The organism is Alteromonas sp. MMG017 (genome assembly GCF_018100795.1).
GTDB lineage: Bacteria > Pseudomonadota > Gammaproteobacteria > Enterobacterales > Alteromonadaceae > Alteromonas.
Genome location: NZ_JAGJDY010000005.1, coordinates 227,438 through 245,248, shown reverse-complemented (window position 1 = coordinate 245,248; position 17,811 = coordinate 227,438). Strand labels below are relative to the sequence as shown.

Annotated in this window: 18 protein-coding genes; all 18 read right to left on the bottom strand. The window is 45.1% G+C overall.

What is annotated here, in order from left to right; translation table 11 throughout:
• Nucleotides 1-44: 44 nt before the first annotated feature.
• Nucleotides 45-1,301: an outer membrane protein assembly factor BamB gene (gene bamB, locus J8L84_RS09960; protein ID WP_211070561.1), complete on the bottom strand. Its 1,257-nt coding sequence runs from the start codon at nucleotides 1,299-1,301 to the stop codon at nucleotides 45-47.
• A gap of 31 nt (nucleotides 1,302-1,332) precedes the next feature.
• Nucleotides 1,333-1,953 (bottom strand): tetratricopeptide repeat protein, encoded by a 621-nt coding sequence (locus tag J8L84_RS09955; RefSeq protein ID WP_211070560.1) that lies wholly within the window; start codon nucleotides 1,951-1,953, stop codon nucleotides 1,333-1,335.
• A gap of 12 nt (nucleotides 1,954-1,965) precedes the next feature.
• Nucleotides 1,966-3,246 carry a histidine--tRNA ligase gene (gene hisS / locus J8L84_RS09950; RefSeq protein ID WP_211070559.1) on the bottom strand — a complete coding sequence of 427 codons (1,281 nt, stop codon included), beginning with the start codon at nucleotides 3,244-3,246 and terminating at the stop codon, nucleotides 1,966-1,968.
• 77 nt (nucleotides 3,247-3,323) lie between these two features.
• Nucleotides 3,324-4,442 (bottom strand): flavodoxin-dependent (E)-4-hydroxy-3-methylbut-2-enyl-diphosphate synthase, encoded by a 1,119-nt coding sequence (ispG, locus tag J8L84_RS09945; RefSeq protein ID WP_013783286.1) that lies wholly within the window; start codon nucleotides 4,440-4,442, stop codon nucleotides 3,324-3,326.
• An 8-nt stretch (nucleotides 4,443-4,450) separates the two neighbouring features.
• Nucleotides 4,451-5,506, bottom strand: a complete 1,056-nt coding sequence (locus tag J8L84_RS09940; RefSeq protein WP_211070558.1) for a RodZ domain-containing protein — start codon at nucleotides 5,504-5,506, stop codon at nucleotides 4,451-4,453.
• Between the two features lie 8 nt (nucleotides 5,507-5,514).
• Nucleotides 5,515-6,543 carry a type IV pilus biogenesis/stability protein PilW gene (gene pilW / locus J8L84_RS09935; protein ID WP_211070557.1) on the bottom strand — a complete coding sequence of 343 codons (1,029 nt, stop codon included), beginning with the start codon at nucleotides 6,541-6,543 and terminating at the stop codon, nucleotides 5,515-5,517.
• 24 nt (nucleotides 6,544-6,567) lie between these two features.
• The gene (locus J8L84_RS09930) at nucleotides 6,568-7,686 is read right to left on the bottom strand and encodes a bifunctional tRNA (adenosine(37)-C2)-methyltransferase TrmG/ribosomal RNA large subunit methyltransferase RlmN (protein ID WP_211070556.1); all 1,119 of its coding nucleotides are present in this window, start codon (nucleotides 7,684-7,686) and stop codon (nucleotides 6,568-6,570) included.
• Between the two features lie 482 nt (nucleotides 7,687-8,168).
• Nucleotides 8,169-8,600, bottom strand: coding sequence for a nucleoside-diphosphate kinase (gene ndk / locus J8L84_RS09925; protein ID WP_211070555.1), 432 nt, complete (start codon nucleotides 8,598-8,600; stop codon nucleotides 8,169-8,171).
• Between the two features lie 212 nt (nucleotides 8,601-8,812).
• Nucleotides 8,813-9,223 carry a SufE family protein gene (locus J8L84_RS09920; protein WP_211070554.1) on the bottom strand — a complete coding sequence of 137 codons (411 nt, stop codon included), beginning with the start codon at nucleotides 9,221-9,223 and terminating at the stop codon, nucleotides 8,813-8,815.
• Between the two features lie 16 nt (nucleotides 9,224-9,239).
• A complete protein-coding gene (gene sufT / locus J8L84_RS09915; RefSeq protein ID WP_211070553.1) occupies nucleotides 9,240-9,773 on the bottom strand; it encodes a putative Fe-S cluster assembly protein SufT in 534 nt (177 codons plus the stop codon).
• A 23-nt stretch (nucleotides 9,774-9,796) separates the two neighbouring features.
• Nucleotides 9,797-10,153: an iron-sulfur cluster assembly accessory protein gene (locus J8L84_RS09910; protein WP_057790584.1), complete on the bottom strand. Its 357-nt coding sequence runs from the start codon at nucleotides 10,151-10,153 to the stop codon at nucleotides 9,797-9,799.
• 9 nt (nucleotides 10,154-10,162) lie between these two features.
• A complete protein-coding gene (locus tag J8L84_RS09905) occupies nucleotides 10,163-11,380 on the bottom strand; it encodes a cysteine desulfurase (protein WP_211070552.1) in 1,218 nt (405 codons plus the stop codon).
• Nucleotides 11,377-12,633 carry a Fe-S cluster assembly protein SufD gene (gene sufD / locus J8L84_RS09900; RefSeq protein ID WP_057790581.1) on the bottom strand — a complete coding sequence of 419 codons (1,257 nt, stop codon included), beginning with the start codon at nucleotides 12,631-12,633 and terminating at the stop codon, nucleotides 11,377-11,379. Before sufD ends, J8L84_RS09905 begins: the two co-directional genes overlap by 4 nt.
• A complete protein-coding gene (sufC, locus tag J8L84_RS09895; protein WP_211070551.1) occupies nucleotides 12,630-13,391 on the bottom strand; it encodes a Fe-S cluster assembly ATPase SufC in 762 nt (253 codons plus the stop codon). The genes sufD and sufC overlap by 4 nt, the downstream gene beginning before the upstream one ends.
• A 3-nt stretch (nucleotides 13,392-13,394) precedes the next feature.
• Nucleotides 13,395-14,831: a Fe-S cluster assembly protein SufB gene (sufB, locus tag J8L84_RS09890; RefSeq protein WP_057790577.1), complete on the bottom strand. Its 1,437-nt coding sequence runs from the start codon at nucleotides 14,829-14,831 to the stop codon at nucleotides 13,395-13,397.
• A gap of 263 nt (nucleotides 14,832-15,094) precedes the next feature.
• Nucleotides 15,095-16,273: an IscS subfamily cysteine desulfurase gene (locus J8L84_RS09885; RefSeq protein WP_211070550.1), complete on the bottom strand. Its 1,179-nt coding sequence runs from the start codon at nucleotides 16,271-16,273 to the stop codon at nucleotides 15,095-15,097.
• Between the two features lie 29 nt (nucleotides 16,274-16,302).
• A complete protein-coding gene (gene iscR / locus J8L84_RS09880; RefSeq protein WP_057790573.1) occupies nucleotides 16,303-16,788 on the bottom strand; it encodes a Fe-S cluster assembly transcriptional regulator IscR in 486 nt (161 codons plus the stop codon).
• A gap of 187 nt (nucleotides 16,789-16,975) precedes the next feature.
• A complete protein-coding gene (gene cysE, locus J8L84_RS09875) occupies nucleotides 16,976-17,800 on the bottom strand; it encodes a serine O-acetyltransferase (protein ID WP_057790571.1) in 825 nt (274 codons plus the stop codon).
• Between the last annotated feature and the right edge of the window lie 11 nt (nucleotides 17,801-17,811).

The window sequence follows — 17,811 nt, the reverse complement described above, 5'->3', positions numbered from 1 at the left end:
AAGATATTAGGCTAACAATCCAACAAATTATGCTGTTGAACAGGCTATAAGGTAGAGATAGCTGCCACTACGCCGTTACGGGTCATGGTTACTACCACTCCGTCAACGTTCAATGGTGCATCGTATATAGCATCGTCTTCATCGTCGCCACCTACATCAACGCGAGCCACAATTTGGCCGGTTTCTTGTTCGATCCAATGAACGAAGCCCCAGTTGTCACCCACAACAATATGCTCACCAACTGGCGTTGCCGCAGTAACAGAGCGAGACTTTAAGCCTCCTTGTGACCACAGCTCTACACCGTTTCGTCTGTCTAGGGCATAAATATTAGAGTTGTTATCTACAACAAAAATACTGTTCCCTTCAATACTTAGGTTGCGATATGAACCGTACTCACGCTTCCAAATAATACGGCCACTACGCAGTTCTACTGCTGCCAGCGTACCATTATAAGAAACCGTATAAATCGTACCGCCAAAAAGTACAGGGGTGGTATCAAGGTCAACAATACGTTCTAACTCTGTGGCGCCCGTTGGCGTGGCAATAACCGTTTCCCAGGCAAGAATACCTGACTCAAGTAAGTTAACTTGTAACTTACCCGTAGGCGTTCCAATTAAGGCGCCGCCGTTTGCCGCTACTGGGCCAGAAATACCACGAAGGGTTAATGGAGGAGTATCGCCTTCATGTCGCCATAATTGCTCACCAGTACGCGTATCAAAACCAAACAAGGTACCCGCGCCAGTGTTAACTACCAGAATTCCTTCGTCTGCAGAAGGAGCCGCTAAGACTTCACCAGGAATTGATGCTTCCCACTTGGTTTCGCCAGTTTCGTAGTCAAGTGCCATTACGACACCGTTTTCTGTACCTACAAACAATAATCGGTCAGCAACCGAAATGCCGCCAATACGTGCACTTGCTCCACTACGCCAAAGACGTGCAATTGAGTCCCACCAACCGTCACCTTCAAATACGGCGAAGTTGCGTTCCCACAGAACATCACCGCTCTCTGGGTTCATAGCAACAACGCTGCCATGGCGATCGGCGGCATAAAGATTTTCGTAAGCATATACTGGACGAAGACGAGAGAAGTAATGATCAACACCATCGCCGATGTCTCTGTCCCATTTTACTGAGGGCGTAAACTTCGCATCGATTGGTTTCAAACGGCGAATTTCAAGCTCTTCTTCATCTGCAAACCAATCAGAGACGGTAGAACAACCAGAAAGCGTTACAGAGATGGCCAATGCCATGCCCATCACGCGAGCAAATCGGCCCTTACGGCCACACGTATTGTGAAACAAATTGCTTACCTCTTTATTTTTATGTACCAGCTTATTGGCCCGCAGCAACGGCTAAGTTGTCTAACTTCATTTGCAATAACGGGTTGTTGGCATTTTTTTCAAGCGCACCTGAGTAGGCTAAACGAGCATCATCAAATTTACTTTGTTGCTGATATACATCGCCTTTCAGCTCAGATACTTCAGCAGCAAATGCTTCGTTCGTAATATTGCCTAGCGTAGACAACGCAGCGTCTAGCTGGTTCATTTCAATTTGTACTCGCGTTAACCGAATAGCAGCTAGCGCTTTTAATTCTTCATTTTCAGCAAAGGTAACCACACGGTTTAGGTGTGAAGCCGCGGCGTCAAAATCGCCAGCATCTACCGCTTGTTTTGCTGCCAAAAGGCTAGCAATACTGGCGTAGCCAGAATCTTCGTTTGCATTAATAAAGGCGGTAATTTTATCTGCACTACCTTCTTCGCCATAGGTTTCAACTGCATTTTGGTATTCCACTGATGCCGCTTCTTTGGTTGCCATCTGCGTATCAGAGTAATAACGCCAGCCCCAAAGGCCACCTAAACCCAATGCTGCACCTACAATAATGGCGGTACCGTGCTCTTTCCAAAAGCGTTTAATCGCTTCTACTTGTTGGTCTTCTGTTGCGAATTGTTCCATGATTTCCTCTTATTATGCGTTCAGCAGGTCGGCAATAGTGCTCGACAACGCATCAAAAGCGATTGTCTGTTGCTCTTGACCATCACGTAACGGCTTTACCGCCACTTCACGTGATTGCATTTCTTGTGACCCTAACAACAAGGCAAAACTTGCCCCTGTTTTGTCAGCGCGTTTTAGTTGTTTTTTAAAGTTTCCGCCGCCACAGTGCATCATCACCCGCACATTCGGCAATGTATCACGAAGGTGTTCTGATACTTCTAAGGCATAAGCCTGAGCATCATCACCCATCGCGGTAACATACACATCAGCACTGCTAGAATCTAGTGCGTCTTCACTTAACGTGGTAAGCAAAAGAACTAAACGTTCCATACCCATGGCAAAACCTACTGCAGGCGTTGCTTTTCCGCCTAACTGTTCTACCAATCCATCGTACCGGCCGCCCGCACAAACTGTGCCTTGTGAACCTAAGCTTTCGGTTACCCACTCAAAAACAGTGCGATTATAATAATCAAGCCCGCGCACTAAGCGAGGGTTAATTTCAAAGGCAATACCTGCCTGTGTTAATCGTTCGCATAAATTATCAAAATGGGTTTTAGACTCTTCATCTAAATGATCGAGCAAAGAGGGTGCATCAGCAATGGCCGCTTGCACATTGGGGTTCTTGCTATCAAGTACGCGAAGTGGGTTTGACTCTAACCGGCGAAGCGATTCTTCATCTAGCTTATCTGCGCGTTCTTTCAAATAACCAATTAAGGTTTCACGATAGGCCTGACGGGCTTCGTTTGAACCTAAAGAGTTAATTTGCAAGGTAACGTGTTTTTCAATACCAAACGCTTTCCATAGTCGAGCGCTTAATAAAATCACTTCCAAATCGATATCTGGGCCATCAAGGCCGTAGGTTTCAACACCGAACTGGTGGAACTGGCGATAACGCCCTTTTTGGGGACGTTCATGGCGGAACATTGGCCCCATGTACCACAAGCGCTGCTGTTGGTTGTACAACAAGCCATGCTCATTGCCAGCACGCACCGTGCTGGCAGTACCTTCAGGGCGAAGGGTTAAACTGTCACCGTTTCTGTCTTCAAAGGTATACATTTCCTTTTCGACAATGTCGGTCACTTCGCCAATAGAGCGCTTGAACAAGTCAGTGCTCTCTACAATAGGCGTGCGAATTTCTTGATAGCCATAACTGGCCACCACTTGACGGAGTACAGATTCTACTTTCTGCCATGTACCGGATACTTCCGGCAGGCAATCATTCATTCCGCGAATTGCCTGAATAGTCTTAGCCACGTGAAATTCTCATACTGCTAAATAGTGAAAAGCCCCGCATTATAGGGGCTTTGAAGATAAACAACAATCGTACAGGCTTAGTCTTTCACCGATACCTGTATTTTGTTGGCTTCGCTCATACGGGTTGCTTTGGCACGAATTCTTGCCTCAAGCTTATCGATAAGGTCATCGTTGGCTAATCGTTCTTTCACGCGTTTACCATCTTCGTATAACCCACTCATGTTTCTGGCGCCCGTTAAGCCTAAGTCTGATACTTCAGCTTCACCGGGACCATTTACAACACAGCCGATAATAGACACGTCCATAGGCGTTAGAATATCTTCAAGACGTTGTTCTAACGCATTGACCGTACCGATTACGTCGAACTCTTGTCTTGAACAGCTTGGGCATGCGATAAAGTTAATGCCACGAGAGCGAATTCGCAGCGACTTTAAAATGTCGAAACCCACTTTAATTTCTTCAACCGGATCGGCAGCCAGTGAAATACGAATAGTATCGCCGATACCCTCTGCCAACAGCATACCTAAACCAACAGAGCTTTTTACTGCGCCTGCACGTTGACCGCCAGCTTCAGTAATACCTAAATGAAGTGGCTGATCGATTTGTTGCGCTAATAGTCGATAAGCACCTACCGCCAGAAACACATCAGAGGCTTTAACACTCACTTTAAACTGGTCGAAGTTGAGCTTATCGAGTATGTCTACATGTCGCATGGCCGATTCAACCAAAGCTTCAGGCGTAGGTTCGCCATACTTTTCTTGTAAGTCTTTTTCGAGAGAGCCACCATTTACGCCAATGCGAATGGGGATGTTCTTGTCTTTGGCACAATCAACAACAGAACGTACACGCTCCATATTGCCGATATTTCCTGGGTTAATTCGCAAACAATCAACACCGTACTCGGCCACTTTAAGCGCTATACGATAATCGAAATGAATATCAGCGACCAAAGGCGTGCTAACTTGCTTACGAATTTCTTTGAATGCTTCAGCGGCGTCCATGGTAGGCACGGACACGCGAACAATCTCGCCACCCACGGCGACAATACGATTAATTTGATCAACCGTCGCAGCCACGTCAGTGGTACGAGTGTTCGTCATAGATTGAACGGCAATGGGCGCGCCATCGCCAATAGGAATATTACCTACATTAATACGCGTGGACTTTCTGCGTTTGATAGGACTTTCTGCAAACATCTAATTACCTACATAGGAAGCGAGAATCGCGCAATCTGGCCATTTTGAAAGGCTGTGATATCCACGGGGTCGCCATTAACTGATATACGTACATTATCCGGTTTGCCGAGTGTAACTGCAACAGGAGGCACACCTTGAATTTCCATTACGCGGCCAGATTGCTTAACACCGTAAGCAATTGCCTCACCGGTTGCGTCTTTTATGTTCACCCAACAATCATCATCAAAGGTAAATGTCATCGATATAGGCACTGCCCCACTTTGATTACCTGAGGTTGATGAATTACTCGCAACCTGGTTACCTAAGCGGATTTCGCCGGAATCTGAGTCGCTCACTAATGCTGTCAGATTATTACTTTGGTTAATACCTGCAGATGGTGGCAAGCTTTCATCGTCTGCATTACTGCTATTACGTTGACTATTAGATGGTGAAGGCGCAAAGCTGCTATTGCCACTACTGTTGAAGTTGCCATCGCTAGATTGAGGAAGCGTGGAACTTCCCGTTTCAGTAGTCGAATCAGGAATTGTGCTGTTTAACACACCCGAATTGGTACGAATAGTTGCTTCAGGAATGGAGGTGTTTGCCGCTTCCTCTTTAATTTTATCAAGATTAGGCGCTTCAACGATAGCTTCATCACTAGGTTGTTGAACCCACCACGCTACAATGCCACCGATTATCAGCAACAAAATAATATAGGTAACCATCATCCAGCGATCATCGTGTGTCTGTTTAGCGACACGACGAGAAAAACTCTGCAGTTTAGCCGGTGGTTCCACACTTGTATGATATTGCTCAAAAGCGGCAACAACCTGTTCGGCATTTAGCCCTAGTTGTTTTGCGTAGTTTCTTACATAGCCTTTGGTGAAAGTAATGGACGTGGTTTTATCCACAGCATCTTCTTCTAAGGCGTTGATTTGCGAGACTTTCAAGAAAAGCTTATCAGCAATTTGTTGCTGAGTTAGCCCTAGCGATTCCCGTCGCTCTCGAAGCATTTTACCTGGGCTTGGCACGGTAGATTCTTGTGCTAAACCTGCTTCTTCAGTCGTTTGTTGTTCTGACACCATTCGACTTCCTATTCCCCTTGCATGTTGTGTGGTACTAACCAAAGCTTCATACCGGCAAAAATCGAGCCAGCATTTTCAATGTTGTTCCACTCCTTCAGCGAGGTAATTTTAATGTTATGCTTTAGAGAAATACGATAAAGGTTTTCGTTCGCCTTTACTATGTGGAATTGCGCTTGCTGGGAAGACAACCCCGTTTTTGTTTCTGTTTCTGCCTGTACTGAGTTAGATACTTTATCAGCACTAGTATCTTCCCCTTTTACTTTTCGTTCAACCTGTGGAGTATGCTGCGCAAGAATATTCTTATAGTCAGCTGTATACGGGCTGTCTGGAAATAAGGTTGATAATTGATACCCCACTTCTTTTGCCCCTTCCCAGTCGTTTGTTCCTTGGTGTATTTCAAAAGACAGCCATAAAGAATCGGGAGAAGGTTTAGCGACACGTTGATACTTGTCTAACATGTACTTCGCTGATGTCCACTGCTCGGTGGCAACATAAAGCTCTGTCAGTAAATATAAGCTTTTAGCACGTAAGGGCTGGTGTTTGAGTGCACTTTGAAAATAGGTAATAGCATCTTCAGTATTACCTTGGCTTTGAGCACATAAGGCCAGATTTTCATAAGTTTCTGCGGAATTAGCATATTGTTGATTACTGACGGCCTTAAGGAAGTACTCCTTAGCGCCATCGTAATCACCGTCTTGGCACTTGAACGCACCATAACTGTTTGCGATATCACCGTTGTATGGTGCTAACGACATTGCCGTTTGATAGAGATCATCGGCTCGCTTCACGTCCCCTACCAGTTGGTAATAGTACGCAATAGCGTAATTGACTTCAGCTGAACGTGGATCGTACTCTAGCGCTTGGTCTAAGTTCACTTTAGCTTGTTTATAATTATTGTTTTTAAGGTAGGTTAACCCTAAAGACATACGAGTTTTAGCAGCTTCCTGGCGGTCAAAGTTACTATTGTAACTTCCAGGTTGCGAGTTGCTTACGCACCCCGCTAAAAAGACTACAGCTGCTATCAATCCTATTCGCATGTTATTACCCTAATATCTTAATGATTATTGGGCTATTTTTACCGAAATCGCTTCGCCCTTCACCTGTTTTTTTAACAATCGTTTAGTTCTGTCTACTACATCACCCACTAATTGCCCACAAGCAGCATCGATATCGTCGCCTCGTGTTTTACGTACAACGGTGGTAAACCCATAATCCATAAGCACTTTTGAGAATCTATCGATACGAGAATTGCTTGAACAAAGATACGGTGAACCCGGATAAGGGTTAAACGGAATTAAGTTTATTTTACACGGTGTATCTTTCAATACTTTCGCTAATTCATGGGCTTGGTCGGTACTGTCGTTAATGTGCGAAAGCATAACGTATTCAACCGTCACTCGGCCTTGGTTAGCTTTCGACTTTTCAAGATAACGACGTACGCCAGCCAAAAAGGCTTCAATGTTGTATTTTTTATTCACCGGTACAATTTCATTACGCAGCTCGTCGTTTGGCGCATGCAATGAAATCGCTAAGGCCACATCGATTTGGTCACCAAGCATATCAAGTGCAGGTACAACACCCGAGGTACTTAATGTCACGCGGCGCTTAGATAAGCCAAACCCGAAGTCATCTAGCATGATGTTCATGGCTGGCACTACGTTTTTAAGGTTAAGCAAAGGCTCACCCATACCCATCATCACTACGTTAGTGATAGGTCGTTTGCTGGTATCTTTTGATAAACCAAGGAAGGTAGCGACACGCCATACTTGACCGATAATTTCACTGACACTCAAATTACGGTTAAAGCCTTGTTGAGCAGTAGAACAGAATGTACATTCTAGGGCACAGCCTACTTGTGACGATACACAAAGCGTTGCACGGTCGGCTTCTGGGATCCATACCGTTTCCACTTCCTGACCACCTTCAAGGGCTAATGCGAACTTAATGGTGCCATCGCTGGCTTCTTGGAAATAGGCAATCTCTGGCGCTTTCACTTCACAGTGTTCTATTAACATCGCGCGCAGGTTTTTATTCAGGTTGCTCATTTTCTCGAAATCGCTTTCACCCTGCTGATAAATCCACTTCATTACCTGATCGGCACGAAATGGTTTTTCTCCTTTTTCTTTGAAGAAATTACGCAAGCCTTCGCGATTAAGATTTAACAAATTTGTCTTTGCCATAAAATGATGACCCTTTTACCTATTCAAGGCTATTGCCTTGTACTGCTAATATGATGACGCGAACGGACATTTGGAGGTTCGAATCCATGTTGCTCTAAATCTACTTGCGTTATTAAGATGAAGCCTCGGAAGCCTTTATCAGGTGCCCCCTAAATAATGGATTACACTTAAAAAGTAAGTAGTGAAAAGCCGTTCACTTGTAGGACGTAAGCAGAAGATATGCTGCTAAGAAAAACGTTACGCCCAAAACGGTCAAAAGTCATAGACCAAAGCCGTTCAAAATTTGCGCGGATTTTACCATACTTGTTCAACTAGAAAAAGCGTAACCCACAGACTAAATACAGGGTGTAACAAGCTATATTGTTGCTGTTACCTGACGAAGTGAACCAATGCCAGACGCCAGACAATAAAGCTAAAAAAATAGACTTACAGAAACAAAAAACGAGGCCGAAGCCTCGTTTTTTAGATTCGGTCGTTTGCGATTAACGCGTACGAGGACAAATCTCTTCTTCAGAGAAGAAGTAAGCAATTTCACGTGCAGCTGATTCTGGTGCATCAGAACCGTGACATGCATTTTCATCAATTGAAGCAGCGTAGTCAGAACGAAGTGTTCCGGCAGCAGCATCAGCTGGGTTAGTTGCACCCATGATTTCACGGTTTTTAACAACAGCGTTTTCGCCTTCAAGAACCTGAACCATAACTGGGCCAGATGTCATGAAACCAACTAGAGCGCCGAAAAAAGGACGTTCTTTATGTTCTGCGTAAAAACCTTCAGCTTGTTCTTTGCTCATGTGGATCATCTTAGATGCCACGATGCGAAGACCTGCAGATTCGAAACGGTTGTAAATTGCACCGATAACGTTTTTAGCTACCGCATCAGGCTTGATAATCGAAAAAGTACGCTCTAGAGCCATTGTTCTCTCCAAACAAATTAAGTCTTATGAATTTTTGGCCGCGAATTATAGGCAATTATTAACGGCTTGACCAGCGGCGATTTCAACACCCCATGGCGTTCTACTACACGTGATAACGATGACACTATTATGACAGCGATTACCGCGTGTCAGGCAAGGAGTAGTTGTAGCACTTAATTTAGTGCTAACGCTCCACGCCAATTTATATATAACTAGCTGTTTTCTTTAGCAAGATGCTGAATTTTCGCCACTATTGCACGAAGGCCATTACCGCGAGTAGGCGTAATATGGCGTTCCAAATCTAGTGCTTCGAAATAGCCATTGATATCAAATTCAAGAATGTCTTTCGGCGATTTATTATTGTAAGCCGCCAAAACTAACGCTAATAAGCCTTGAACAATCACGGCGTCACTGTCTACTTCGAATGTAATTTGATTATTGTCGTACGACTCAACTAGCCACACACTGCTTTGGCAACCTTTTACAAGTCTATCTGGCGTGCGCTTCTCTTCTGGCAAGCCAGGTACAGATTTACCTAAATCGATAATATATTGATAGCGCTGTTCCCAATCATCGAAAAACGCTAAATCATCAATAATTTCTTCAGTAGAGGGTAATGCCATGGATAATCCTGTGTTATTAAAAGAAAAGGCCAGCTTCTAGCTGCGCTTCTTCGCTCATCATTTCTCTTGACCATGCAGGGTCAAAGACTAACTCTACATTCACAGCGGTAACGAAAGGAACCAATGCTACACGATATTCAACATCGCCCACCAATACCGGGCCCATGCCGCAACCTGGCGCAGTTAAGGTCATATCTATATCAACTTCACCGTTATCTTGATTAACGCTAACCTTATAGATAAGCCCCAGCGACACCAAGTTAATGGGTATTTCAGGGTCGAAGATAGTTTCAAGCGCATCCCATACTTGCTGTTCGCTCACTTTACCGTCGTCAGGCTCAGCGAAGTTAAGCACTTGGGCTTTCCGACCAATAGCATCGGCATCGGTACCGTCAATACGGTACATATTGCCACGCCACGTAACGGTGTAGTTTCCACCTAAATCTTGCGTGATCGTAACAAACTCACCTTCTGGTATGGTTGCAGGGTTTCCTGCAGGAACAAGACGTGCTTTACACTCTCGTTCTGTCACCACCATCTTCTGCTTCATGCTATAACTTCTTAATATTGCAGTTAGCCAACGTTGAAGCTTTCGCCACAACCACACTCATCAACCACATTTGGGTTGTTGTACTTAATAATGCCGTTCACGCCTTCAGTCACGTAGTCAATTTCTGTACTACGTACTAGGTCGGCAGCATCTTCTGAAACCGCAACACGAAGAGTAGGCGAAATTTCTACAATTTCGTCACTGTCTTTCGCGCTATCAGCAAAATCAAGTTCGTATGCATAACCGGTACAGCCGCTTACACGAGTAGACAAGCGGATTAACTGACCCGGTTTATCTTTGAGCTTGCTTTCAAAGTGCTTAATGGCGCTGTCGCTCAAGGTAATAAGCTTTGTGCTAGGAACAAATGTTTCAACACTCATAGTGCCTCCTTAGGCCAACATCATTTTCGCTTTTTTAAGTGCAGCAAATAAGCTGTCCACTTCTTCAAGCGTGTTGTAAATCGAGAACGATGCACGCGCAGTGCCTGGAATACCAAAGCGCTTCATCAGCGGCTGAGCACAGTTATCGCCCGTTCTTATTGCTACGCCTTGTCTGTCAAGAATAAACCCAACATCGGCAGGGTGAGCGCCGTCTAATAAAAAGCTTAATACACCGACTTTGTTAGGCGCTGTGCCAATTAAACGCATTCCGTCTAGAGCAAGTGCTTGTTCAGTGGCGTAGCTTAATAATGCTTGTTCATGGTTATGTAATGCGGCCATATCCAGGTTTTTAAACCAATCAACTGCTGCACCTAAACCAATAGCGCCTGCAATATTAGGCGTACCCGCTTCTAGGCGATTTGGTAATTCGCCCCATGTCGCTTCATGATAAGACACGTCTTTAATCATTTCGCCGCCGGTTTGCCACACGGGCCAGGCTTCTAGCACCGACTTACGGCCCCATAAAACACCAATACCCGTTGGCCCAAACAGCTTGTGCCCAGAAAAAGCGTAAAAGTCACAGCCTATGTCTTGCACGTCAACACCGCCATGGGCTATGCCCTGCGCGCCGTCAACTAATACCCAGGCACCTACAGCTTTTGCTTTTTCAGTCAGCAATTTAATGGGGTTAACCGTACCTAATGCATTAGATACATGCGGAAACGCTACCATTTTAGTGTTGGGTGTTAGCAGTCTATCGAATGCATCGATATCAAGCTCACCGTTGTCGAATACAGGCACAATGTTTAATGTTGCGCCTGAACGTCGACACGCTTGCTGCCAAGTAACCAAGTTCGCGTGGTGCTCTAATTCCGTCACCATGACTTGGTCGCCGTCGCGAAGTAACTGCCCTACCCCATTAGCCACTATATTAATGGCTTCTGTGGTACCGCTAGTCCAAATCACTTCTTCTCGCGCACTGGCGTTAATGAAGCCCGCTACACTAGTGCGCGCGTTTTCGTAACGACGGGTTGCTTCATCAGACAAATGATGAGCACCGCGATGCACGTTTGCATTGGTGTTCGTATAGAAATCGACAATGGCATCAATTACCACTTGCGGCTTTTGCGTTGAGGCCGCATTGTCTAAGTAAACCAAAGGCTTACCATCTACCGTTTTAGCAAGGATTGGAAACTGGGCGCGAAGCGCAGCAACGTCTAAGCTCATTTAACCTCCATGTGTGCAAAGCGTTCGCTTAGCACGGGAAGTAACCAGTCGCGAATAGCCGCGTTTGGCATATCGTTAATTAACTCTTGAATGAAACCAAAGTTCAGCATCACCAAAGCTTTGCTGCGCGGTACGCCGCGAGTCAGCATATAATAAAGCGCTTCACCTTCAATTTCTGCCACTGTTGCACCATGCGCACAGCGCACGTCGTCGGCATAAATTTCTAGTTCAGGTTTTGTGTTGATAACACCACGACGAGACAACAACAAGTTACGGTTGTTAAGCTCTGCCAAGGTTTTCTGTGCATCACGGTGAATGTGAATACGACCATTGAATACCGCACGAGCTTTATCACCCACAATTCCCCGAGCGTTTTCTTCCGTAGTACCGTTAGGCATAGCGTGCTCAATGGTTGAATGTAAGTCGAATAACTCACCTTCCGCCAATAAGTAAATCGCGTTCATTTTGGCGTTCGCAAATTCACCTGCATGATGCATATCCACATCTAAGCGCGACAACTCACTACCATAGCCCACTAGGGTGCTATTTAGCGTTGAGCGGTTATGCAACATAAAGTGGCTACCACCTAGTTGCTTAGCGCTGCCTGTGAACATGGCAAAACGGTAATGCTCTAAGTGCGCATCATCGGCAATATCATATTCAGCGAATGCGGTTGTAAGGCTATCGGTATCACCTGAACCTTGTTCAATGATAACCGCGCTTGATGCGTTGCCTAGCTTAACCAATACGCGAGTATGGGCATCCACGTTTTTAGTGGCTAAGTTCACAATGCGAATAGGCTTGGTAACTTTTGCGCCGTCTACTACATTGATGAAAACACCGTGCTGGCAAAGTGCATCGTTAACACGGCCAAATAAATGGCGCGTAGGCTTCACTTGACCGAATACACTGGCAATAGCTGCTTGCGTGCTTGCATCGTCAACGTTAAGCGATGTAATTGTCATGCCTTCTGGCACGTCTAGCGTGTTAATTTGCGTCACTAACACACCATCAACAAACACGATATCAAGTGCGTTTAGGTTATCGATGTTTGGTACAGGTACGCTATCAGCCTGAGTAGCAATAGCAACGTTACGCTTTTCAACTGGCGTAAGTGGTGTATTGATCCAGCTTTCGTTTCGGCGTTTCGGCCATCCATCGTTTTTTAACTGTGTTAAGGCCTGCTGACGCACGGGCGCCAGATAATCATCTAGCGCTGCCCCATCAATGACCTGTTCTAGCCATTGACTCATGCTTCAGCCTCCTCGTATGCTTTACCTAAGAAAGCATAACCACTTTTCTCTACTTCTAGCGCCAGTGATGCATCACCACTTTTCACAATTTTACCGTCGGCAAGAATGTGTACAAAGTCAGGTTTGATGTAATCAAGCAAACGCTGGTAGTGAGTCACTACAATAAAGCTGCGCTCACCGTCACGTTGGCTGTTAACACCATCGGCAACCACTTGAAGTGCATCAACGTCTAGACCTGAGTCAGACTCATCTAGAATACAAAGCTTTGGCTCTAACAAAATCATTTGCATGATTTCGTTACGCTTTTTCTCACCACCAGAGAAGCCTTCGTTAACACCACGCTTTAAGAAATCTAGCGGCAATTGAACTTGCTTACAGGCTTCTTTCGCTTTCTTTAGAAATTCAGCAGCAGTAAGAGGCTCTTTGCCGTGTTGTTCACGCATAGCGTTAACAGACTCTTTCATGAATTCCATATTGCTTACACCAGGAATTTCTACTGGATATTGAAACGCTAAGAACAAACCTTCGCGGGCACGTTCTTCAACTTCTAAATCGAGTAAGTCTTTACCGTTCAGTGTTACATCGCCTTCGCTCACTTCGTAGCCATCACGGCCAGAAAGTACGTAACCAAGGGTACTCTTACCGGCACCGTTAGGGCCCATGATAGCGTGTACTTCACCTGGCTTAACTTCTAGGCTAAGCCCTTTAATGATGTTTTTCTCTTCTACGCTGGCATGTAAATTCTTGATACTAAGCATTGATTACCCCACTGAACCTTCAAGACTAATTTCGAGCAGCTTGCCGGCTTCTACGGCGAATTCCATCGGCAGCTCTTTGAATACTTCTTTACAGAAACCGTTAACAATCATAGATACGGCTTTTTCTGTGTCTAAACCACGTTGTTTACACAAGAACAACTGCTCGTCGCTAACTTTCGACGTTGTTGCTTCATGCTCAACAATGGCACTTGGATTTCTACTTTCTATATACGGGAACGTGTGTGCGCCACATTTATCGCCAATTAATAGCGAGTCACATTCTGTGAAATTACGTGCGCCATCGGCACGTGGGCCCATTTGCACTAAACCACGATATGCGTTGTTACTGTTACCCGCTGAAATACCTTTAGAGATAATGGTAGAGCGCGTGTTCTTTCCAAGATGAATCATCTTAGTACCTGTGTCGGCTTGCTGCCTACCACGGGTTAACGCCACTGAGTAAAACTCACCTACACTGTTATCGCCTTTAAGTACGCAGCTTGGGTATTTCCACGTCACCGCTGAACCCGTTTCAACCTGAGTCCAAGATATTTTTGCGTTTTTATGGCAAATACCACGCTTGGTCACAAAGTTGTAAATACCGCCTTTACCGTTTTCATCACCTGGGTACCAGTTCTGTACGGTTGAGTACTTAATAGTGGCATCGTCCATAGCAACTAATTCAACTACAGCAGCGTGTAATTGATTTTCGTCACGCTGAGGTGCAGTACAGCCTTCTAGGTAGCTTACATAACTGCCTTCTTCGGCAACAATTAACGTACGCTCAAACTGACCTGTGTTCATTTCATTTATACGGAAATAGGTAGAAAGCTCCATGGGGCAACGAGTGCCTTTTGGAATATAAACGAATGACCCATCGGTAAATACGGCACTGTTCAAAGCAGCAAAGTAGTTATCGGTGCGCGGTACTACCGAGCCAATATACTTTTTCACTAAATCTGGGTATTTCACAAGCGCTTCTGAAATAGGGCAAAAGATAACGCCCGCTTCTTCTAACTTGCTGCGAAAAGTGGTCACTACTGATACTGAGTCGAATACCGCATCTACTGCAACGCCCGCTAGCATTTCTTGTTCATGCAACGGAATACCTAGCTTTTCGTAGGTGCGCAGTAGTTCAGGGTCAACTTCATCAAGTGACTGAGGCTTATCTTTCATACTCTTTGGTGCCGAGTAATAAGAAATGGCTTGATAGTCAATTTTAGGATAATCGACATGGGCCCAATCAGGCTCTTCCATCTCAAGCCACGAATGATACGCCTTTAAGCGCCACTCTAGCATCCACTCTGGCTCGTCTTTCATTGCTGAAATACGGCGAATTACTGACTCGTCGAGGCCACTTTCAAAAGTCTCAGATTCGATCTCTGAATAAAATCCAGCATCGTACTTTCTTTCTAACGCCTGTTCGATCTGTTCACTCATGTTGGGATCTCACTTGTTTGCCTGCGTTTGCTGCCTTCACTACTGGCCTCTCGGTCTTGCCAGTAAGTCACGTTGCCGTTTTGGCTATTTATCTATTTGCCAAAACGTATTTGCGATATTCCTATCGAATATCTAGACAGCCTAAAATTTTGGAGCCGTATTATATAATACCTGAGTATTTCACTCAAATATTCAACAGCCTTGTTAAATAAAAATTAAATATCGTACCAATCGGTAATTGCGATGGCCTGCGATAAAAGGTGCTATCGGCTTGCAGCCAGCACTGTTGCTTCACGTAAACGGGTAACCACATCGGTGACTTTACTGATGACGTAGGTAATATCATCTAATGTGGTGAACCTACCTATACTAAAACGTATGCCAGCGTGAGCAAGTTCACTACTTCTACCAATGGCGCGTAACACGTATGAAGGTTCTAAGCTTGCCGATGTGCAGGCAGAGCCAGAAGATACCGCAATATCATTCATCGCCATCATCATACTTTCCCCATCCACACCACCAAAACTCACATTTAAAATGTTCGCTATACGCTGAGTTTCATGGCCATTAAGGTGAATATCATCTAACTGGCTTAGCCCTTCCCATAACGCTGCTTTCAACTCGCTAATGTGGGCTGAATCCTGTTCTAGCTGCTGATAGGCCAAGTGTATTGCTTCGCCCATGCCCACAATTTGATGGGTTGCTAGCGTGCCTGAACGCATACCCCGCTCATGCCCGCCCCCATGAATTTGGGCAGCTAAATTAATTTTTGGACGACGGCGAACGTATAAGGCCCCCATGCCTTTCGGACCATAAATTTTATGTGCCGAAATAGATAACAAATCGACTGGCAAGGCTTGCAAATCGATAGGAAGTTTACCTACGCTCTGCGCCGCATCTACGTGAAACAAAATGTTCTTCGCTCGGCAAAGCTCACCAATCGCGCTGATATCCTGAACGACACCTAATTCGTTATTCACATGCATTACTGAGACTATAATAGTCTCATCAGTTATGGCCGCTTCAAGCTGTGAAATTGAAATAAGACCCGACGCATCTACGTCTAGATAGGTCACTTCAAAACCTTGCTTCTCTAAATGTTCACAGGTATCTAATACTGCTTTGTGTTCGGTATTAACGGTAATGATATGTTTGCCGTTATTCGCATAGCCTTCGGCTACACCTTTAATAGCTAAATTATTTGACTCTGTCGCACCTGAGGTAAATACAATTTCACGTGGGTCGCAGTTCAGCGCATCACTTATCTGATTGCGGGCCACGTCTACTGCTTCTTCGGCCATCCAACCAAAACGATACGAACGGGAAGCAGGATTACCGAAATTGCCGTCTATCGTCAGGCACTCCACCATTTTCTCTGCAACCCTTGGGTCGACAGGTGTGGTAGCGGCATAATCTAAGTAAATAGGTGTTGAACGAGACATAGCGATTAATACATTCTCTAAAGCTGATGTTATAACTGAAAACTAACTTCGATATCGTTGGCTACATTACGTAAAGACGCGCTTTTATCTTGACGCCCAGCCACTTCCTGAACATCGCGCTTCGCCATTAATTCACCAAGGGTAATATCGTTTAAAAAGGAGCTTATACGATCGCTCAAATCTTGCCACAAACTATGGGTTAGGCAGCGGTCACCACTTTGACAGTCAGCTTGCCCTTGGCAACGGGTAGCATCAACAGATTCGTCTACCGCACGAATAACTTCACCAATTGATATATTGGCTGCATCGCGCCCTAGTAAATAGCCACCACCTGGCCCGCGAACACTGTCGACTAACTGATCTTTACGCAAACGAGAGAAAAGCTGTTCTAAATAAGATAGCGAGATAGCTTGGCGTTCAGAGATATCAGCGAGAGGCACAGGACCGCGTGTCGAATGCAATGCTACATCAAGCATTGCCGTTACTGCGTAGCGCCCTTTAGATGTTAATTTCATAGAATCCTCCCGCTATTAATATAGCAAGAATTTTCACATACTTGACTAAATTGGTCAAGTATAAGACCCAGTAATCTAGTCAAGTATTATTGATTGCGCTAATCGCTTTTACCGCTGAACTTTTGCTAAACAATTTAAGCTTTAAAATTAGTAACTTAAATACCATTAGTTTAATAACCATTAATGATTAGATTGTTGGGTCAAATGCCTCTTGGCCAGCTTTAGCTTTACTCTCGTCTGCAAACTCAATACCTGTATCGGCGAAATCTTGCGCAGATATATTATGTAAGTTATCAGTACAAACGTCACCACCGAGAGATTGAATCACTTTGCACATCTCTTCTACCTTGGTGTCCATCTGATGCATGTGCTCTAACATAATCCCCATCGCATTGGCGACAGGATCTGGATTATCAGGCGCAACTGCGTAAGCATCGAACCCGTATTTTTCCGCAATTTTATGGCGATTGGGGTTAATCTGGGCAGCATCACTTTGTTGCTTAGAGATAATAATTCGCCCAGGAATCCCCACTGCTGTGGCGCCTGCAGGGATATCTTTTACTACTACCGAATTAGACCCAACTTTGGCATTTTCACCAATGGTAATAGGACCGAGCACTTTAGCGCCTGCGCCTACTACCGCGCCCTTTTCTAACGTAGGGTGACGTTTCCCCGGCGTCCAACTAGTACCGCCTAATGTTACCCCGTGATACAAAGTAACGTCGTCGCCCACTTCTGCTGTTTCACCAATCACAACGCCCATACCATGGTCGATAAATACACGGCGGCCTAAGGTCGCCCCGGGGTGAATTTCTATTCCCGTTAGCCACCGATTGAATGTGGATAGGCTGCGTGCCAACCATTTCCAGTCGGCTTTCCATAATTTGTGACTGACACGATGCAGCCACACGGCATGCAAACCTGGGTAATTGGTTAACACTTCAAAGGTATTTCGCGCCGCTGGGTCGCGATGAAATACCCCTTGAATGTCGTCTTTAATTCTAGAGAACACGAGTGCCTCGC